This is a genomic window from Cytobacillus gottheilii (assembly GCF_001636345.1).
In the GTDB taxonomy this organism is placed as follows: domain Bacteria; phylum Bacillota; class Bacilli; order Bacillales; family Cytobacillaceae; genus Cytobacillus; species Cytobacillus gottheilii.
Map to the genome: position 1 here is coordinate 1,359,549 of NZ_KV440945.1, position 16,563 is coordinate 1,376,111.

At 40.1% G+C, this 16,563-nt stretch carries 16 protein-coding genes and 1 other annotated feature; all 16 genes read left to right on the forward strand.

Translation table 11 applies throughout. The features are described from left to right. The first annotated feature begins 67 nt into the window (after window positions 1–67). The 16 genes from polA to A6754_RS06560 all read left to right on the forward strand — a co-directional run bounded on the left by polA (window position 68) and on the right by A6754_RS06560 (window position 16,479). Entirely contained in the window at window positions 68–2,704 is a 2,637-nt protein-coding gene (gene polA, locus A6754_RS06480) for a DNA polymerase I (protein WP_066443050.1), read from the forward strand. A 33-nt stretch (window positions 2,705–2,737) separates the two neighbouring features. Next, complete coding sequence (gene mutM, locus A6754_RS06485) at window positions 2,738–3,568, forward strand: DNA-formamidopyrimidine glycosylase (RefSeq protein WP_066443051.1); 831 nt, start codon at window positions 2,738–2,740, stop codon at window positions 3,566–3,568. A gap of 350 nt (window positions 3,569–3,918) precedes the next feature. Continuing rightward, entirely contained in the window at window positions 3,919–4,560 is a 642-nt protein-coding gene (ytaF, locus tag A6754_RS06490) for a sporulation membrane protein YtaF (RefSeq protein WP_066443052.1), read from the forward strand. Between the two features lie 15 nt (window positions 4,561–4,575). Then, window positions 4,576–5,184: a dephospho-CoA kinase gene (coaE, locus tag A6754_RS06495; RefSeq protein ID WP_066443053.1), complete on the forward strand. Its 609-nt coding sequence runs from the start codon at window positions 4,576–4,578 to the stop codon at window positions 5,182–5,184. Window positions 5,185–5,415: 231 nt separating this feature from the next. After that, on the forward strand, window positions 5,416–6,447 hold the full coding sequence (locus tag A6754_RS06500; protein WP_066443054.1) for a glyceraldehyde-3-phosphate dehydrogenase: 1,032 nt from the start codon (window positions 5,416–5,418) through the stop codon (window positions 6,445–6,447). 494 nt (window positions 6,448–6,941) lie between these two features. Then, a complete protein-coding gene (gene speD / locus A6754_RS06510; RefSeq protein WP_066443056.1) occupies window positions 6,942–7,322 on the forward strand; it encodes an adenosylmethionine decarboxylase in 381 nt (126 codons plus the stop codon). A 105-nt stretch (window positions 7,323–7,427) separates the two neighbouring features. Then, window positions 7,428–7,832, forward strand: coding sequence for a hypothetical protein (locus A6754_RS06515; RefSeq protein WP_066443057.1), 405 nt, complete (start codon window positions 7,428–7,430; stop codon window positions 7,830–7,832). A 78-nt stretch (window positions 7,833–7,910) separates the two neighbouring features. Beyond that, window positions 7,911–8,369, forward strand: coding sequence for a transcriptional regulator NrdR (gene nrdR / locus A6754_RS06520; protein ID WP_066443058.1), 459 nt, complete (start codon window positions 7,911–7,913; stop codon window positions 8,367–8,369). Window positions 8,370–8,471: 102 nt separating this feature from the next. Next, window positions 8,472–9,863: a replication initiation and membrane attachment family protein gene (locus A6754_RS06525; protein ID WP_066443059.1), complete on the forward strand. Its 1,392-nt coding sequence runs from the start codon at window positions 8,472–8,474 to the stop codon at window positions 9,861–9,863. 2 nt (window positions 9,864–9,865) lie between these two features. Then, window positions 9,866–10,795, forward strand: a complete 930-nt coding sequence (gene dnaI / locus A6754_RS06530; protein ID WP_066443060.1) for a primosomal protein DnaI — start codon at window positions 9,866–9,868, stop codon at window positions 10,793–10,795. A 432-nt stretch (window positions 10,796–11,227) separates the two neighbouring features. Further along, complete coding sequence (gene ytxC / locus A6754_RS06535) at window positions 11,228–12,109, forward strand: putative sporulation protein YtxC (protein WP_066443061.1); 882 nt, start codon at window positions 11,228–11,230, stop codon at window positions 12,107–12,109. Between the two features lie 387 nt (window positions 12,110–12,496). Next, on the forward strand, window positions 12,497–14,428 hold the full coding sequence (gene thrS / locus A6754_RS06540; RefSeq protein ID WP_066443062.1) for a threonine--tRNA ligase: 1,932 nt from the start codon (window positions 12,497–12,499) through the stop codon (window positions 14,426–14,428). A 289-nt stretch (window positions 14,429–14,717) separates the two neighbouring features. Continuing rightward, window positions 14,718–14,841, forward strand: a sequence feature (ribosomal protein L20 leader region). A gap of 165 nt (window positions 14,842–15,006) precedes the next feature. Beyond that, window positions 15,007–15,510: a translation initiation factor IF-3 gene (infC, locus tag A6754_RS06545; RefSeq protein ID WP_066443063.1), complete on the forward strand. Its 504-nt coding sequence runs from the start codon at window positions 15,007–15,009 to the stop codon at window positions 15,508–15,510. A 15-nt stretch (window positions 15,511–15,525) separates the two neighbouring features. Further along, a complete protein-coding gene (gene rpmI / locus A6754_RS06550) occupies window positions 15,526–15,726 on the forward strand; it encodes a 50S ribosomal protein L35 (RefSeq protein ID WP_009333215.1) in 201 nt (66 codons plus the stop codon). Between the two features lie 25 nt (window positions 15,727–15,751). Continuing rightward, on the forward strand, window positions 15,752–16,111 hold the full coding sequence (gene rplT, locus A6754_RS06555) for a 50S ribosomal protein L20 (RefSeq protein ID WP_066443064.1): 360 nt from the start codon (window positions 15,752–15,754) through the stop codon (window positions 16,109–16,111). 95 nt (window positions 16,112–16,206) lie between these two features. Beyond that, entirely contained in the window at window positions 16,207–16,479 is a 273-nt protein-coding gene (locus tag A6754_RS06560; RefSeq protein ID WP_066443065.1) for a DUF1294 domain-containing protein, read from the forward strand. The last annotated feature ends 84 nt before the right edge of the window (window positions 16,480–16,563 follow it).

Genomic DNA, 16,563 nt, shown 5'->3' on the forward strand with positions numbered 1-16,563 from the left:
AGGAAATAACGGTTTTTTTAGGCTTATAATACATGATGCCAGAAAAAAATACGGGAGGAAGAAAAAGATGACGAAAAATAAGCTTGTTCTCATTGACGGCAATAGCATCGCTTATCGTGCGTTTTTTGCACTGCCGCTCCTAAACAATGATAAAGGTGTACATACCAATGCTATATATGGCTTTACAATGATGCTGACAAGAATATTAGAGGATGAAAAACCTTCACATATTCTTGTCGCCTTTGATGCTGGAAAGACGACCTTTCGCCATCAGACATTCAGCGAATATAAAGGCGGAAGACAGAAAACGCCGCCAGAGCTGTCAGAACAGTTTCCATTTATAAGAGAACTGCTGGATCGCTATAGCATCTCCCGCTATGAATTAGAAAACTATGAAGCCGATGATATTATCGGTACCCTTTCACTTCAGGCGGAAAAGGAAGGCTTTGAAGTGAAAGTGATTTCTGGAGATAAAGATTTAACACAATTAAGCTCCGAAAACACAACCGTTGCGATAACGAAAAAAGGAATTACCGAAATTGAAGAGTATACACCCGCACATATTGAAGAAAAGTATGGGATTACAGCGGATAGAATTATTGATATGAAGGGACTAATGGGAGATAGTTCAGATAATATACCCGGTGTTCCAGGAGTCGGTGAAAAAACGGCGCTAAAACTTTTAAAAGAATTTGGAACTCTTGAAGACCTGCTGAAGTCGATCGATCAAGTAAGTGGTGCCAAGCTAAAAGAAAAGCTTGAACAACATAAGGACCAAGCGATCTTGAGCAAACAGCTGGCCACCATTACTAGGGAAGCACCAGTTGAAGTATCTCTGCAGGATTTGCATTATAAAGGATATGAACTAGACCAAGTTAAAAGTTTATATAAGGAACTAGGCTTTAATTCCCTGCTGGACAAGCTTGGTGTTGCCGATGAGGATGCCGAGGAAGAAAGCTTAGCGGAAATTTCGTATACAATTGTCGAGAAAATTGAACAAGAGATGCTGACAGATCACAGTGCTTTTTATGTAGAGATACTAGAAGATAATTACCATTATGCTGATATCACAGGTTTTTCAATTGTAAATGAATCAGGAAGCTACTTTATCAGCAAGGAAGCTGCCTTGCAGTCTGAACTGTTTAAAAAGTGGGCGGAAGACCCTGATAAGAAGAAAACCGTTTATGATGCTAAGCGTTCGGAAGTATCACTTCGTCATCATGGCATCCACCTAAAGGGTGTTGACTTTGATCTGCTTTTAGCGACTTATATCATTGATCCATCTGAAACGATTGAAGATGTTGCATCAGTTGCCAAAAAGCACGGATATTCAGCTATTCAATCGGATGAAATTTTCTATGGGAAAGGCGCAAAGCGCAAAGTGCCGGAAACGGAACAATTGGCCGAGCATCTTGTACGGAAAGCGTTAGTGCTGGATTCCTTAAAGAATCAGCTGATTGATGAGCTTGAAGAAAATAAGCAATCCGATCTTTTTTACAATCTGGAAATGCCCTTATCCCTTATTCTTGCTGACATGGAGTCATTTGGAATTCAGGTGGATTTGAACCGCCTAAAAGAAATGGGAAAAGAAATCATATTAAAGTTGGATGAGATTGAAAAAAACATCTTTGCCTTAGCCGGTGAAGCCTTTAATATCAATTCTCCAAAACAGCTTGGCGTTATTTTGTTTGATAAGCTTGGCCTGCCGGTAATTAAAAAGACAAAAACAGGATATTCTACGTCTGCAGATGTTCTTGAAAAACTGGAAGCAGATCATGAAATTATTCGTGAAATATTACATTATCGCCAGCTTGGCAAACTGCAGTCCACCTATATTGAAGGCTTATTAAAAGTTGTGAATAATGAATCTGAAAAGGTGCATACAAGATTTAATCAGGCGCTCACGCAAACAGGCAGGCTCAGTTCCACGGATCCTAACCTGCAAAATATCCCGATTCGTCTGGAGGAAGGCAGAAAAATTAGACAAGCCTTTATTCCTTCTGAGCAAGACTGGGTGATCTTTGCAGCTGATTATTCTCAAATTGAGCTAAGAGTGCTGGCTCATATTGCTGATGATGAGAAACTGATCTCTGCTTTTAGAGAAGATCTTGATATTCATACGAAAACAGCAATGGAAGTTTTTCATGTGGAAGCAGAAGATGTTACCTCTAATATGCGCCGCCATGCTAAAGCGGTTAACTTTGGCATCGTATACGGAATAAGTGATTACGGACTATCTCAAAGCCTCGGGATTACAAGAAAGGAAGCGGGTCAATTTATAGAACGCTATCTGGAAAGCTATCCTGGAGTAAAACAATATATGGAAGATATCGTTTATGATGCGAAGCAAAAAGGCTTCGTTACAACACTTCTGCAGCGACGAAGATATCTGCCTGAAATCACAAGCAGGAACTTTAATCTGCGCAGCTTTGCTGAGAGAACGGCTATGAATACACCAATTCAAGGCAGTGCAGCAGATATCATCAAAAAAGCAATGATTGACATGGCTGCCAGATTAGAAAAAGAAAATGCAAAATCTCGTCTTTTGCTTCAAGTACACGATGAATTGATTTTTGAAGCACCAAAAGATGAAATTGAATTGCTTTCTAAAATCGTTCCAGAGGTTATGGAAAACACGGTAGAACTAAAAGTGCCTTTGAAAGTGGACTTCTCCTTTGGTCCAACATGGTTTGATGCAAAATAATAAAAACTAAGCAAAAGATGCAGGTGATAAGAGATGCCAGAATTGCCAGAGGTTGAAACAGTTCGCAGAACACTGAAAGAGCTGATTATTGGAAAAGAAATTAAAGATGTTTCTGTATTTTGGCCAAAAATAATTAAGTTTCCAGAAGAGCTGTCTCAGTTCAAGGATGCGCTAATGGGTCAATCCTTTATTGACATAGGCAGAAGAGGGAAGTTTTTAATACTATATACAGAAGGTCTGGCACTGATTTCTCATCTGCGAATGGAAGGGAAATACGCATTAACGCAAAGCGATGAGCCAGTTGATAAACATACACATGTGATTTTTCATTTTACCGATGATACTGAGCTAAGGTATAAAGACGTCCGTAAATTTGGGACGATGCATTTATATAAAAAGGAGGAGGTTTTTCAATATCTTCCTCTTTCACAGCTTGGACCAGAGCCAATGACAGAGTCTTTTACACCTGATTTATTAGCCGCAAGATTTGCTAAAACAGCAAGGCATGTAAAAACGGTCTTGCTTGATCAAAAAACAGTGGTGGGCCTTGGGAACATTTATGTAGATGAAACGTTATTTCGAGCGAATATTCATCCTGAGAGAGTAGCCAATACGTTAAATGAAGAAGAAATTGCACGCATTCATACTGAAATAAACCGTACCCTAGAAGATGCAGTCGAGAAGGGCGGCAGCACCATCCGTTCATACATTAATTCACAAGGGCAAATCGGAATGTTCCAGCTCGATTTATTCGTGTATGGCAGAAAAGGCGAACCATGTAAAATATGCGGAACTGCCCTAGAAAGAATCATTACCGGCGGCAGAGGCACTGTTTTTTGCCCAACCTGCCAAAAAAGAGAATAGGCAAGGTGCATCTGCATTTCGATTGTCCAGCTGCAGGCGCTAGGGGCTCGAGGTCATTGTCGCCCCTGAGCAAGCGCCTTCCGCATTTCGTAGTGTCCAGCTTCAGCGCCTAGCCCCTCGAGGTCATAAGCCAATCCAGCCAAAGGTCAAAGAACGACCTTCTGTCTGGCTCGTCTTATGCTTGTCGGGGCTGAACAAGGCGCTTCCGCATTTCGTAGTGTCCAGCTGCAGGCGCTAGGGGCTCGAGGTCATTGTCGCCCCTGAGCAAGCGCCTTCCGCATTTCTTATTAACACTGGATGGGCTTCTTCCATATACTATCCTAGCGATTGACAGGAAGGAGCTCTATCATATGTCGTATTCATTTACACTTCTATTGCTTGCGTTCGCGGTAAGCTTGGATAGTTTTAGTGTTGGCTTAACTTATGGATTAAGGAAAATGAAAATTCCTATAAAGTCTATCGTGATTATTGCTTGCTGTTCGGCGGTCACTCTTTTTATCGCGATGGGGCTTGGGCATATTATTGTTGAATTTTTGTCGCCTCATGCGGCTGACCAAATTGGCGGAATCATTCTCATTGCTCTTGGCTGCTGGGTACTATATCAGTTTTTCCGGCCGGAAAAAGAGAAGGATAAGGACTTGCTTCCTCATGAAAAAACCATTGTTAATTTTGAAATCAAATCACTTGGTCTTGTGGTTCATATTTTAAAGAAACCTATGTCAGCCGATTTTGATAAGTCAGGAACGATTGTGGGAATTGAAGCGATCCTGCTGGGGCTTGCTCTTTCACTTGATGCATTTGGAGCTGGAATTGGAGCGGCTCTGCTTGGATATTCACCTTACTTGCTTGCATTAGCGGTAGCTGTTATGAGTTCTCTCTTTGTTCTGTTTGGACTTAAAATCGGTGCAATATTTTCCAACAGCCTATTTATTCAGCGCTTTTCATTTTTGCCTGGTCTATTGCTGATTATTATAGGTGTTTGGAAAATATAGGAGAAAGGATTTAACATGTCACTTGTAATTGGATTAACTGGCGGAATAGCCAGTGGGAAAAGTACAGTTTCTTCCATGTTGAAACAAATGGGATTTACGGTGATTGATGCAGATATAGAAGCTCGTTTAGCAGTTGAAAAAGGGACAGAAGCTTATGAAGAAATTGTGCGTCATTTTGGTGAGGATATACTTAACGAAACAGAAGAAATTGACAGAGCGAAGTTAGGGTCCATTATTTTTCAAGAAGAAGAACAGCGTTTAAAGCTTAATAGCATTGTGCATCCAGCCGTACGCCAACAGATGCTGCAGAAAAAAGAGGCTGCGATTCAAAAAGGAGAATCACTGATTATCCTTGATATTCCTCTTCTTTTTGAAAGTAAGCTGGAATACCTGGCGGATCAGACTTTGTTAATTTATGTTGATGAACAGACGCAATTAGCACGTCTTATGGCAAGAAACAAGCTTACTGAAGATGAAGCAATAGCACGTATACGTTCACAATTGCCGCTGGCGGATAAAAAGAAGCTTGCGGATGACATCATTTACAACAATGGAACCATTGAAGAGACTCAACATCAATTACTCTCATTATTGAAAAAGTGGGGAATAACGAATCGTCACTGACACCAAATAATTTTAGTTTACATCTTACGTACCTTGCATATCGTCATGCAAGGTTTTTTTGTTTGAAAAATGGAAGAGAGAAAGAAATCGGTCTTATATGCATATGAATGTAAATGATATTCCTTAAATGTGTTATTTAATATATCACATTTAGTTTGATATATGTTATACTAATTGAAGATTAGCAAATTAATAAGTATAACATTAATTTGAAAGGGGTCATCACATCATATGACGGCGAGAATAGCGATTAATGGATTTGGCAGAATTGGGAGAATGGTTTTTAGAAAGGCGATCCTTGATCATAATCTTGAAATTGCAGCGATCAATGCTAGTTATCCTGCTGAAACGTTAGCACATTTACTTAAATACGATACGAATCACGGAACCTTTGAGGGAACTATCCAAACAGAGGAAAATGCTTTAATTGTTAATGGCAAAAGAATAATATTATTAAACAGCAGAGATCCCCTGCAGCTTCCTTGGAATGAACTTGCGATCGACATAGTCATTGAAGCGACAGGTAAATTTAATTCTCGTGATAAGGCAAGTCTTCATCTTGATGCTGGCGCCAAGAAGGTCATTTTAACAGCACCTGGGAAGAATGAGGATGTAACAATTGTGATGGGTGTAAATGAAAGCGTATTAAATATTGAAGAGCATGATATTATTTCAAATGCTTCTTGTACAACAAATTGCCTTGCTCCGGTAGTAAAGGTGCTTGATCAGCGTTTTGGCATTATTAATGGTTTAATGACAACTGTTCATGCATATACAAATGATCAGAAAAATATTGATAATCCGCATAAGGACCTACGTCGTGCACGTGCTTGCGGACAATCAATCATCCCAACCTCTACAGGCGCTGCGAAAGCACTTTCTTTAGTGCTGCCGCAATTAGAAGGAAGAATACACGGCATGGCTCTAAGAGTGCCAACTCCAAACGTGTCACTTGTTGACCTTGTAGTGGATCTGCAAAAGGAAGTGACGATTGATGAAATCAACGCAGCATTCGCACAGGCTGCAGACAATGAGTTACAGGGTATTCTTGCAATTACAGATGAACCCTTAGTTTCAGTTGATTTTAATACAAATGAACATTCGGCGATTATTGATAGCTTGTCGACAATGGTAATAGGTGAAAATAAAGTAAAAGTTCTGGCCTGGTACGACAACGAATGGGGCTATTCCTGCCGAGTTGTAGATCTGGCAAAACACGTGGCCATGCAGCTTGTTGAGATAGAGAACATCAAGGTAAGTTAATCATTTAAAAGAAAACCGAAGATCAAGATCCTATTCTGTTTCATGCAGAGTGGGATTTTTTTTGCGATTTAGAATGAAATAAGCTGCGTCTCCTTCCGTAAATACCTTTTTATAATCCATGGAACTTCCAGTAACCATACTAGCAGACATCATCAGGCGCAATGAGTTCATTTTTACTTTGGTGTATATCTCTGCTTGGTCGGGCAATAGTAAGAATTGATTCACTTTGTCATTTCCAGGCGGATGTTATAAATGCGAATGGAAGCTGAAAAAGTGTGTCTGTTTCCCTGGAAATTTGCAAATAAAATATTTAATCCTTTTGTTGCAAAAAAATAATAAACAAAGTATACTAATCATCGTGAACTTCTAAAGTAATGGCGGTTGATCACTACTTAAAGGGTTAGGACCTCTCCGGACTAACTTTCCCCCGTGGTAGTAGTACGTCAATATGAACTTAGAATTTCATTTTATTAACGTAAAGGGGGAAATTGAATATGGAAACAATGGGTCGCCACGTAATCTCTGAACTATGGGGATGCGATTTTGAAAAGTTAAATGATATGGAGTATATTGAACAGACGTTTGTAAATGCTGCATTAAAGTCAGGTGCTGAAATTCGTGAGGTGGCATTTCATAAATTTGCTCCACAAGGTGTGAGCGGAGTTGTTATTATCTCTGAGTCACATTTAACGATTCATAGCTTTCCTGAGCATGGCTATGCAAGCATTGATGTTTATACTTGCGGAGATCTTGATCCTAACATTGCTGCTGAGCATATTGCAGAGTCGCTGGGTGCTAGTGCTAGCGAAAACATTGAACTGCCTCGTGGAATGGGTCCTGTTCAAGTGAAGCAATCAAAAGCAAATGTACTTTAATTTAAACAACGAATGAAATCTCAGGAGTGCATAAGATGCACTCCTTTTAATTTTCTCCAAAAAAATAGTACAATAGAGATATATGTACATCATGGAGGAAATAAAATGCCGATTTTACGTCCAATAATGGGCAGATTTGAGAAGCAGTGTGAAACAAATGATCATCACTTGGATCCAAGTCTGCAAACGAGATATTATAAAAAAAATTCATCTGAATTATTTCAATTGCTGGAACAATTACTGCGCAGGAAACAAAATTTGAGAATCATCAGCTCTTCAAGAGAGCATGGAGAAATAGCGGCAGAGCTAAATGGCGTAAAAAAGTGTTTTGCTGTGATTACCGTTACAGGACTTATGCCGTTAGAAACAGCAGTGGATATTACTATTTCAACTGAACAGTCGTCACCGCTAGGCATTTATCCAACGCTAAAAAAAGAACTGCTGTCTTTATATGATGCAATAAACAATGAATTTGAATTTATTGGAGCAGGAAGGTACGGAAACAAGTGACAAGTGCTTGTACTGACAACTTCTTTTTTATAAGATAAGCTTAAGGAAAAAATTGATCGTTAATCGGGAGTTGATTGTATGAAATGTCCTTCATGCCACAATAATAATACCCGTGTGCTCGACTCCAGGCCGGTGGATGACGGAAGATCCATCCGAAGAAGACGGGAATGTGAGCAATGCCACTATCGCTTTACGACGTTTGAAAAAGTGGAAGAAATACCGCTTGTTGTCGTAAAAAAGGAAGGCACGAGAGAAGAGTTCAGCCGGGAGAAAATACTGCGCGGATTGATTAAGGCTTGTGAGAAACGGCCTGTTGCACTTAAGGAGCTCGAAGCGATTACTGCAGAGGTAGAAGCAGAGCTGCGCAGCAACGGCGTGTCAGAGATCAAAAGTGACGAGGTTGGAGAAATGGTGATGGACAGGCTCGCCAAGGTGGACGATGTCGCCTATGTTCGTTTTGCCTCAGTCTATAGACAATTTAAAGACATTAATGTTTTTATCGATGAATTAAAGGAATTAATTAAAAAAGAGCAATAGAGTGTCAGAGCCTAAGAGTGTATGGTAGAATCTCTGGCTCTTTTTTTGCAAGTTAAGGCTATAAAAAGGATTTTCTCTATAATGAAGTGAGGTTGAATACAATTGGCCCAGCATTGGACAGAACTGATACCGATTGATCGATATGCCGTGGCCGCTGGCGGACTGCTGCATGAATACGACAGAAAAATTATGACACTCTTATACCAGCCGCTGATTGGTTCCACCTGTCTAAGTCTTTATATGACGTTATGGGCAGAAGTGGAGGAAAATCGAATCTGGTCGGAGTCAAGCACCCATCATTACCTGATGACAACAATGGGTCTGGGGCTGAAAGAAATATACGAGGCAAGGGCAAAGCTTGAAGGCATGGGATTATTAAAGGTTTTTATAAAAAAAGAGGACGACATACGCTCTTTCATATACGAACTGCAGCCGCCCTTATCGCCACAGCAATTCTTTCTAGATGGCATGCTGAATATATACTTATTTAAAAAAGTCGGAAAAACTCAATATGCACGCTTAAAGCGGTTCTTTTCCGATAAAGCGGTACATTCGCAGGAAGGGTACACAGAGGCAACAAAGTCGTTCCAAGATGTTTATATGTCAGGCCATCAAGGGTTAACACAATATGAGGAGCATGATTTGCAGGAAGATGCGGTCTTTATGGGAAGAGATGAATCAGACGGCATTCAGATTAGCATAGATACATTTGACTTTGATCTCCTCATGGCTGGTCTAAATGAATCGCTGGTACCCAAAAATGCCTTAACGAAAAAAGTTAAACTAGCCATTAGTAATCTAGCTTTTTTATATGATATAGATGTATTGCAGATGAAAAATGTTATGATAAGTGCGCTTACCGAAAATAATGATATCAATATTGAAGAATTGCGAAAGTCTGCGAGAGATTGGTATCAATTTCAGCACAATGACCAGCTGCCTTCCTTATTGGACCGTACACAGCCAGCAGCACAACGTACAGCACAATCAGCACCAGCATCCAAAGAGGATGAGCTCATATTATACTTAGAAACGACTTCTCCGAGACAATTATTGAAGGATCTGTCGGGAGGAGCCGAGCCTTCCAAAGGCGACTTGAAAATAATTGAGGACGTTCTTTTTCAGCAAAAACTGCTGCCGGCTGTTGTGAATGTTCTTATACAATATGTTATGTTAAAAACAGATATGAAGCTTACGAAGTCATATGTGGAGAAGATTGCCAGCCATTGGGCCCGCAAGCAAGTAAAAAGGGCAAAAGATGCGATGGAGCTGGCGAAAAACGAACATAGACAATATTTAGAATGGGCTGGGGGAAATAAGACGAGCAAAAGAACGTCGAAAAAACAGCCAATTCGCTCTGAACTTTTGCCTGATTGGTTTGATAACGATGGCGGGGATGTAAAAACCGCGAATGAAGGTCAGGATGAAGAAATGGAAAAGAAAAAGAAAAAAATGCAGGAAGCTTTAAAGAAACTGCATTCGGGTGGTGAGTAAAAATGGAGAATATTAATGATACATTAAAGAGGCTCACTGGCAACCAGGACTTTAAAAAAAGATATGAACAGCAGCGGGCAGATACACTAAATCATCCAGATATAAAGGCTTTTCTAATTGAGCATCAGCATGAATTAACGGAAGATATGGTGAACAGAAGTCTTATTAAGCTTTATGAGTATTCGAAGCTTAGTAAAGAATGCAACAAATGTCCAAATCTTGAAGGATGCATTAACTTTATGCAAGGCTATCATCCTGAGCTAGTCATCACAAGAGGCCTGATAGATATTAAGTATGATAAATGCCCGCGTAAAGTGATTCACGATGAAAAGCGCAAAAACGAAAGCTTAATAAAAAGCTTGTATGTGCCAAAGGATATATTGCATGCGAAATTTAAAGATTTGCATGATGACGTATATCGAGCTGATGCAGTAGACAAAGCTGTTACTTTTATAACAAATTATAGTAAAAACCCTTCTCAAAAGGGCCTTTATTTTTACGGACAATTTGGTGTAGGAAAATCATACTTGTTAGGTGCAATAGCAAACGCGCTCGCAAATCAAGGGGTCTCTTCGATGATCGTATACGTTCCAGAATTATTCAGGGAAATGAAGAGCTCTATAGGTGATTCAACATTAAATGATAAAATGGAAGCTATTAAACGGGCTAACGTTCTTATGTTTGATGATATTGGTGCCGAAACGATGTCAAGCTGGACAAGGGATGAAGTTCTTGGACCACTGCTTCAATTCCGTATGCTTGAGAACCTGCCGACATTTTTCACTTCAAACTTTGATTTAAAAGAACTTGAACATCATTTATCCTATACACAGCGCGGTGAAGAAGAACGGATGAAGGCGCGCCGCATTATGGAACGGATTAAATTTTTATCTGAGCCTGTTTTGGTTGAAGGTCCGAATAGAAGAAGATGATATTTTTGGACTGCCTGTTTAGAACAGGCGGTTTTTTGTTTTTTTAAAGTTTGGGGGATAAACCCGTATTTTTGGAGGATAAAAAAATTTTAACGGCGGATAAAACCTCTTTTTTGGCGGATATATTTTCTGGACGGCGGATATCACGTCTGTCTCAAAAAGAATAGCACAGCTGTTTTCTTCTTTTTCATCAGTAAAAAAGATATTTTATTCAAAGTCTCACAAATACAGCAAAAATCTGCCTGATTTTAACTTAAACGGTTTTTTTTCCTCAAAATCCATCTATCAATAATTAGTTGAATCTGCTAATCACATTTCTGCTTCTAATTTAGACATGTCCCCCATATACATTAAAGGAAACCTTGCCCCTGTTTAGTCATTCACTATGCAGGGGAAGCGAAAGGTAGAGATTTCTTTTAAGGGGGGATTTGGTTGATCGAAATCATTTTCCGAAGTAAGAAGGATGCATTACGTTTACATACACTGCTTCAAAATTTGCTGACCGCTTCAGGCTGTACTGATCAAATTCACCTTCGATATGAAGATCACCATATAGGTAAGCTGCAATTTTTTCATGAAGCTGAAATTTCGATACACTTGCTGAAAGATGCTTTTTATGAGTTTGTCATAGAAAGCAAGATGGAGGACTGGTTTCGCACTATTTTAATAGATCAATATTATTATCACGATGAGGAAGAGCAGCATCAGATTATAGAGATAGCTCAATCTATTATTGAAGGCAATCGAGAGGACCTTTCTTCTTTTGTCCCTGACCGCAATGTGAAGGAAAGTGTCAGAAAAGATATTCACCAGATGATACAGCCAGACATCAACTTCTCCTTTGACTCTTTTGTGAAATTTAGAATGCGCTCATTTATGGATCAGCTGGTCAAGTATATTGAAATTTCCATTGATGAATACAAAATGGAGCAGGAATACCAAATGTTTGTGCAAATGCTGCGTGAGTTCCTCGCAAAGCGCCAGGCAAAGTTCGAAGAGATTCATGTGCTGATGAATGAAGGGGTCTTTTTTTATGATGAAAGCCTGATTGAGATTCGAAATACCGAGCTGCGGGCCCTTATAGACAGGAAGCTTCTCTTTCATCATCCTGTTTATGTCGACTCGGCAACGATTGCACCGCTCTTATCCATCGCACCGCAGACAGTTTATTTGTATTGTGATGATGAGGAACTTCCTTTAGTACGGACAATCTCGAATATTTTTGAAGAACGGCTGACAATTAAACCGGTTTCTGCTTTCCAAACCTGTAAGGACATGCAGGAATTAAGCGGACAAAAACGTGAAATTAATTAGGAAGACACAACCTGCAGTTTTGTTTAGAAAAATTTACTGAGGATGCCCTTGATTTTTTTGCTGTAAAAAAGCTATAATACGTACATATTACATTAATACAGCAAAAGTTATGACAAGGACATGGGTATTCTTTTCTTGTTTGAAGAGAGGGAAGGCACGGCTGCAACCTTCCTAGCATAGATCGGATACTTACCACCTATCGAGCTCCGGCCAGGAAATGGGCTGGCGGATTACATCCGTTATTTTCTACAAGTCATTTTTTCCTATGGGGAAAATGAGAAGTAGGGTGGAACCACGTGTATATAATAACTCGTCCCTTTTTTAGGGACGGGTTTTTTTATTTTTCTGAAAAACATAACTTTTACCATTCATTAGGAGGAAAAGACGATGACTGAAATGATTAAAATTTCATTTCCAGACGGTGCAATTAAAGAATTTGCCAATGGTGTAACAACTGAGGAAATTGCAGCGTCCATCAGCCCAGGGCTGAAGAAAAAGGCAATCGCTGGCAAGGTGAACGGAGAAATGTACGATCTCCGCAGAGAAATTGAAGGAGATGCAGCGGTTGAAATCGTAACGAATGATTCTCCGGAAGCGCTTGAAGTATTGCGCCACAGTTCGGCTCACTTAATGGCTCAAGCGATTAAACGTCTATATAAAAACGTGAAGCTTGGTGTTGGTCCAGTTATTGAAGGCGGCTTTTACTATGATGTGGACATTGAAGAATCATTAACACCAGAAGATCTGCCGGTAATTGAAAAAGAAATGAAGAAAATCATCAATGAAAACATCGATATCGTCCGTAAAGAAGTCAGCCGTGATGAAGCGATCGCTCTTTATAAGGAGATCGGCGATGAATATAAGCTAGAGCTTATTGAAGCCATTCCGGCAGACGAAAAGGTAACAATCTATGAGCAGGGAGATTTCTTTGACCTATGCCGCGGTGTCCACGTTCCGTCAACAGGAAAGCTAAAAGAGTTTAAGCTCCTGAGCATTGCAGGTGCATACTGGCGCGGAAACAGCGATAACAAAATGCTTCAGCGTATTTATGGAACAGCTTTCTTTAAAAAGGAAGATCTGGCTGAGCATCTTCGCTTGCTTGAAGAGGCAAAAGAGCGTGATCACCGTAAGATTGGGAAAGAGTTAAACTTGTTCATGACTTCTCAAAAAGTTGGACAAGGTTTGCCGATGTGGCTCCCTAAAGGTGCAACCATCCGCCGCAACATTGAACGTTATATTGTCGACAAAGAAGAACGCCTAGGCTATGACCATGTGTATACACCAATCATGGGAAGCGTTGATTTATATAAAACATCTGGTCACTGGGATCATTATCAGGAAGACATGTTCCCTGTGATGGAAATGGACAACGAACAGCTTGTGCTTCGCCCAATGAACTGTCCGCACCATATGATGGTATACAAAAATGGCATTCACAGCTATCGCGAATTGCCAATCCGTATTGCAGAATTAGGAACAATGCATCGCTATGAAATGTCAGGTGCTCTTTCAGGTCTTCAGCGTGTGCGCGGAATGACATTGAATGATGCTCATATCTTTGTGCGTCCTGATCAAATCAAGGAAGAATTCAAGCGTGTTGTTCATTTAATTTTAGAAGTATACAAAGACTTTGACATAAATGATTACTCTTTCCGTTTATCCTACCGTGATCCTCAGGATACGGAGAAGTATTTTGATGATGACGATATGTGGGAAAAGGCACAGGCAATGCTGAAAGAAGCAATGGATGAAATCGGCCTTGACTACTTTGAAGCTGAAGGAGAAGCGGCATTCTACGGTCCTAAGCTTGATGTACAGGTGAAAACAGCTCTTGGCAAGGATGAAACATTGTCAACAGTTCAGCTTGACTTCCTACTTCCAGAGCGTTTTGATTTAACATATGTTGGTGAAGACGGGAAACCGCATCGTCCGGTCGTTATCCACCGCGGTGTTGTATCAACAATGGAACGTTTTGTGGCGTTCTTAATTGAAGAATACAAAGGTGCGTTCCCTACATGGCTCGCTCCTGTACAAGTTCAGGTGATCCCAGTTTCACCAGAAGTGCACTTCGACTATGCAAAAGAAGTGCAAGAACAGCTTCAGGCACAAGGATTGCGTGTCCAGCTTGATGACCGCAATGAAAAAATCGGCTATAAAATCCGTGAAGCCCAAGTGCAAAAAACACCATATATGCTAGTAGTCGGAGACAATGAAGTAACTGAAAAAGCAGTCAACGTCCGCAAATACGGCGAACAAAAATCAGAAACCATCTCCTTTGCAGACTTCTTGGAGAATATTACAAAAGAAGTTAAGAGATAAAAGTTCAGTTATTAATTGCTTTGTCAAAAAGAGAATTTTAGCAATACGCCAATTGATTGAAACGGAATGGCACGAGACTCCTGCGGGAGAAGCTCACCTCTCACCCGCGGAAAGCGAGTGCCATGCAGTGGAAATCACCTCGTTTTTAAATGTTAAAAAAGAAAATGAAAAAATTTATATTGCCAAATCCCTATTATTTTGATATCATTTTCTTCGTTGCAATAAAAACGACAGTTTGACAGCCTATTGTCTTTTGTGATATAGTATCTAAGGAAATTGAATACTGTTTGAGGAAAAGAAGAAGCACCCGCTTCTCACCTGATTGACGCAAATAGCAGTTGGCAGGTTTTACGTGAACATTTTTTGTTTATATACGTAAGTGTGGGTGTTTTCATCCGCACTTTTTTTATTGCCCATTTAGCTTTGATCCGGTGCAGCTAGCAGCTTCTTTCAGAATTCGACAGTATGGTGGAGCTAAAGAATACGTCTTGCCCCAACAAAGCTACTGATCAAATCAATCTTGACCCAAACATTGTGTTCCGATTAAACCTTGGAGGTGTCTAACTATTAGCAAAGATATGTTGTTAAACGAGGGTATTCGCGCCCGCGAAATTCGTCTCATTGACCAGAATGGCGAGCAATTAGGAATCAAGTCTAAAAATGAAGCACTTGAGATTGCTGCTCGTGTAAATCTTGATCTTGTGCTTGTTGCACCGAATGCAAAACCGCCAGTTGGCCGTATTATGGACTATGGCAAATTTAAATTCGAACAGCAGAAGAAAGAGAAAGAAGCGCGTAAAAATCAAAAGATCATCAGTATTAAAGAAGTGCGTCTAAGTCCTACGATTGAAGAGCATGACTTTAATACAAAGCTTCGCAATGCGATTAAATTCCTTGAAAAAGGCGATAAAGTAAAGGCATCGATTCGTTTCAAAGGTCGTGCAATTACACATAAAGAAATCGGCCAGCGCGTTCTCGTCCGATTTGCAGAGGCTTGCTCTGAAGTTGGAACGGTAGAATCACATCCTAAAATGGATGGCCGTAGCATGTTCATGGTGCTAGCACCGAAAAACGACAAGTAAGAGGAGGAATTCCAAATGCCAAAAATGAAAACTCACCGCGGCGCTGCAAAGCGTTTCAAAAGAACAGGTTCTGGTAAGCTGAAGCGTTCTCACGCTTACAGAAGCCACATGTTCGCGAATAAATCTCAAAAGCAAAAGCGTAAACTTCGTAAAGGAACTCTTGTTTCTTCAGGCGATTACAAGCGCATCCGTAACTTATTAGTAAATCTTAAGTAATATCCGATATTAGGAGGGAAATTTAATGCCACGTGTAAAAGGCGGTACTGTTACTCGCAAACGTCGTAAAAAAGTTATAAAATTAGCTAAAGGTTATTTCGGTTCAAAACATACATTATACAAAGTTGCTAACCAGCAGGTTATGAAATCTTTAATGTATGCTTACCGTGACCGTCGCCAGAAAAAGCGCGACTTCCGTAAACTATGGGTTACTCGTATCAACGCAGCAGCTCGCATGAACGGTCTTTCTTACAGCCGTTTAATGCATGGCTTAAAGCTTGCAGGCATCGAAGTAAACCGCAAAATGCTAGCTGAATTAGCGATCGCTGACGAAAAAGCATTTGCTGAATTAGCTGCAGTTGCAAAACAAAACTTAAGCAAGTAATTGCTTCTAAAAAAGCCATTCTCTTTCATGAGAATGGCTTTTTATACTTTTAGAACGTATACTCAACTTAAAACGAAAGAGAAGCAGGTACAGGTATGATATTAATTTCAGCAGCATTCATTATTATTGCTATAAACATCGTCGGGTTTCTGATCATGATGATCGATAAGCGAAGAGCGGTCAAACAGGAGTACCGAATCAGTGAAAAAACTCTATGGACAGTCGCCATATTCTTTGGTGCAGCGGGGATGACAGTAGGCATGAACATGTTTAGGCATAAAACAAAGCATACTCAGTTTAAAATAGGTCTGCCCTTGCTTACTATTATTCAGCTGGTTATTTTATATTTTTTACCGCACATCATTTAACTTCATAACCAGCAGGAATCAGATAGGACATACTGTAGGCTGATCGCTTTCTTAATCCAAGTTGTCATAACCGCTGATTTCTCC

Coding starts and splice junctions, on each gene's coding strand:
- coaE (WP_066443053.1), top strand. CDS start 4,576: ATGTCACTTGTAATTGGATTAACTGGCGGAATAGCCAGTGGGAAAAGT.
- A6754_RS06515 (WP_066443057.1), top strand. CDS start 7,428: ATGCCGATTTTACGTCCAATAATGGGCAGATTTGAGAAGCAGTGTGAA.
- A6754_RS06500 (WP_066443054.1), top strand. CDS start 5,416: ATGACGGCGAGAATAGCGATTAATGGATTTGGCAGAATTGGGAGAATG.
- ytaF (WP_066443052.1), top strand. CDS start 3,919: ATGTCGTATTCATTTACACTTCTATTGCTTGCGTTCGCGGTAAGCTTG.
- rpmI (WP_009333215.1), top strand. CDS start 15,526: ATGCCAAAAATGAAAACTCACCGCGGCGCTGCAAAGCGTTTCAAAAGA.
- nrdR (WP_066443058.1), top strand. CDS start 7,911: ATGAAATGTCCTTCATGCCACAATAATAATACCCGTGTGCTCGACTCC.
- dnaI (WP_066443060.1), top strand. CDS start 9,866: ATGGAGAATATTAATGATACATTAAAGAGGCTCACTGGCAACCAGGAC.
- A6754_RS06560 (WP_066443065.1), top strand. CDS start 16,207: ATGATATTAATTTCAGCAGCATTCATTATTATTGCTATAAACATCGTC.
- mutM (WP_066443051.1), top strand. CDS start 2,738: ATGCCAGAATTGCCAGAGGTTGAAACAGTTCGCAGAACACTGAAAGAG.
- thrS (WP_066443062.1), top strand. CDS start 12,497: ATGACTGAAATGATTAAAATTTCATTTCCAGACGGTGCAATTAAAGAA.
- speD (WP_066443056.1), top strand. CDS start 6,942: ATGGAAACAATGGGTCGCCACGTAATCTCTGAACTATGGGGATGCGAT.
- infC (WP_066443063.1), top strand. CDS start 15,007: ATGTTGTTAAACGAGGGTATTCGCGCCCGCGAAATTCGTCTCATTGAC.
- rplT (WP_066443064.1), top strand. CDS start 15,752: ATGCCACGTGTAAAAGGCGGTACTGTTACTCGCAAACGTCGTAAAAAA.
- polA (WP_066443050.1), top strand. CDS start 68: ATGACGAAAAATAAGCTTGTTCTCATTGACGGCAATAGCATCGCTTAT.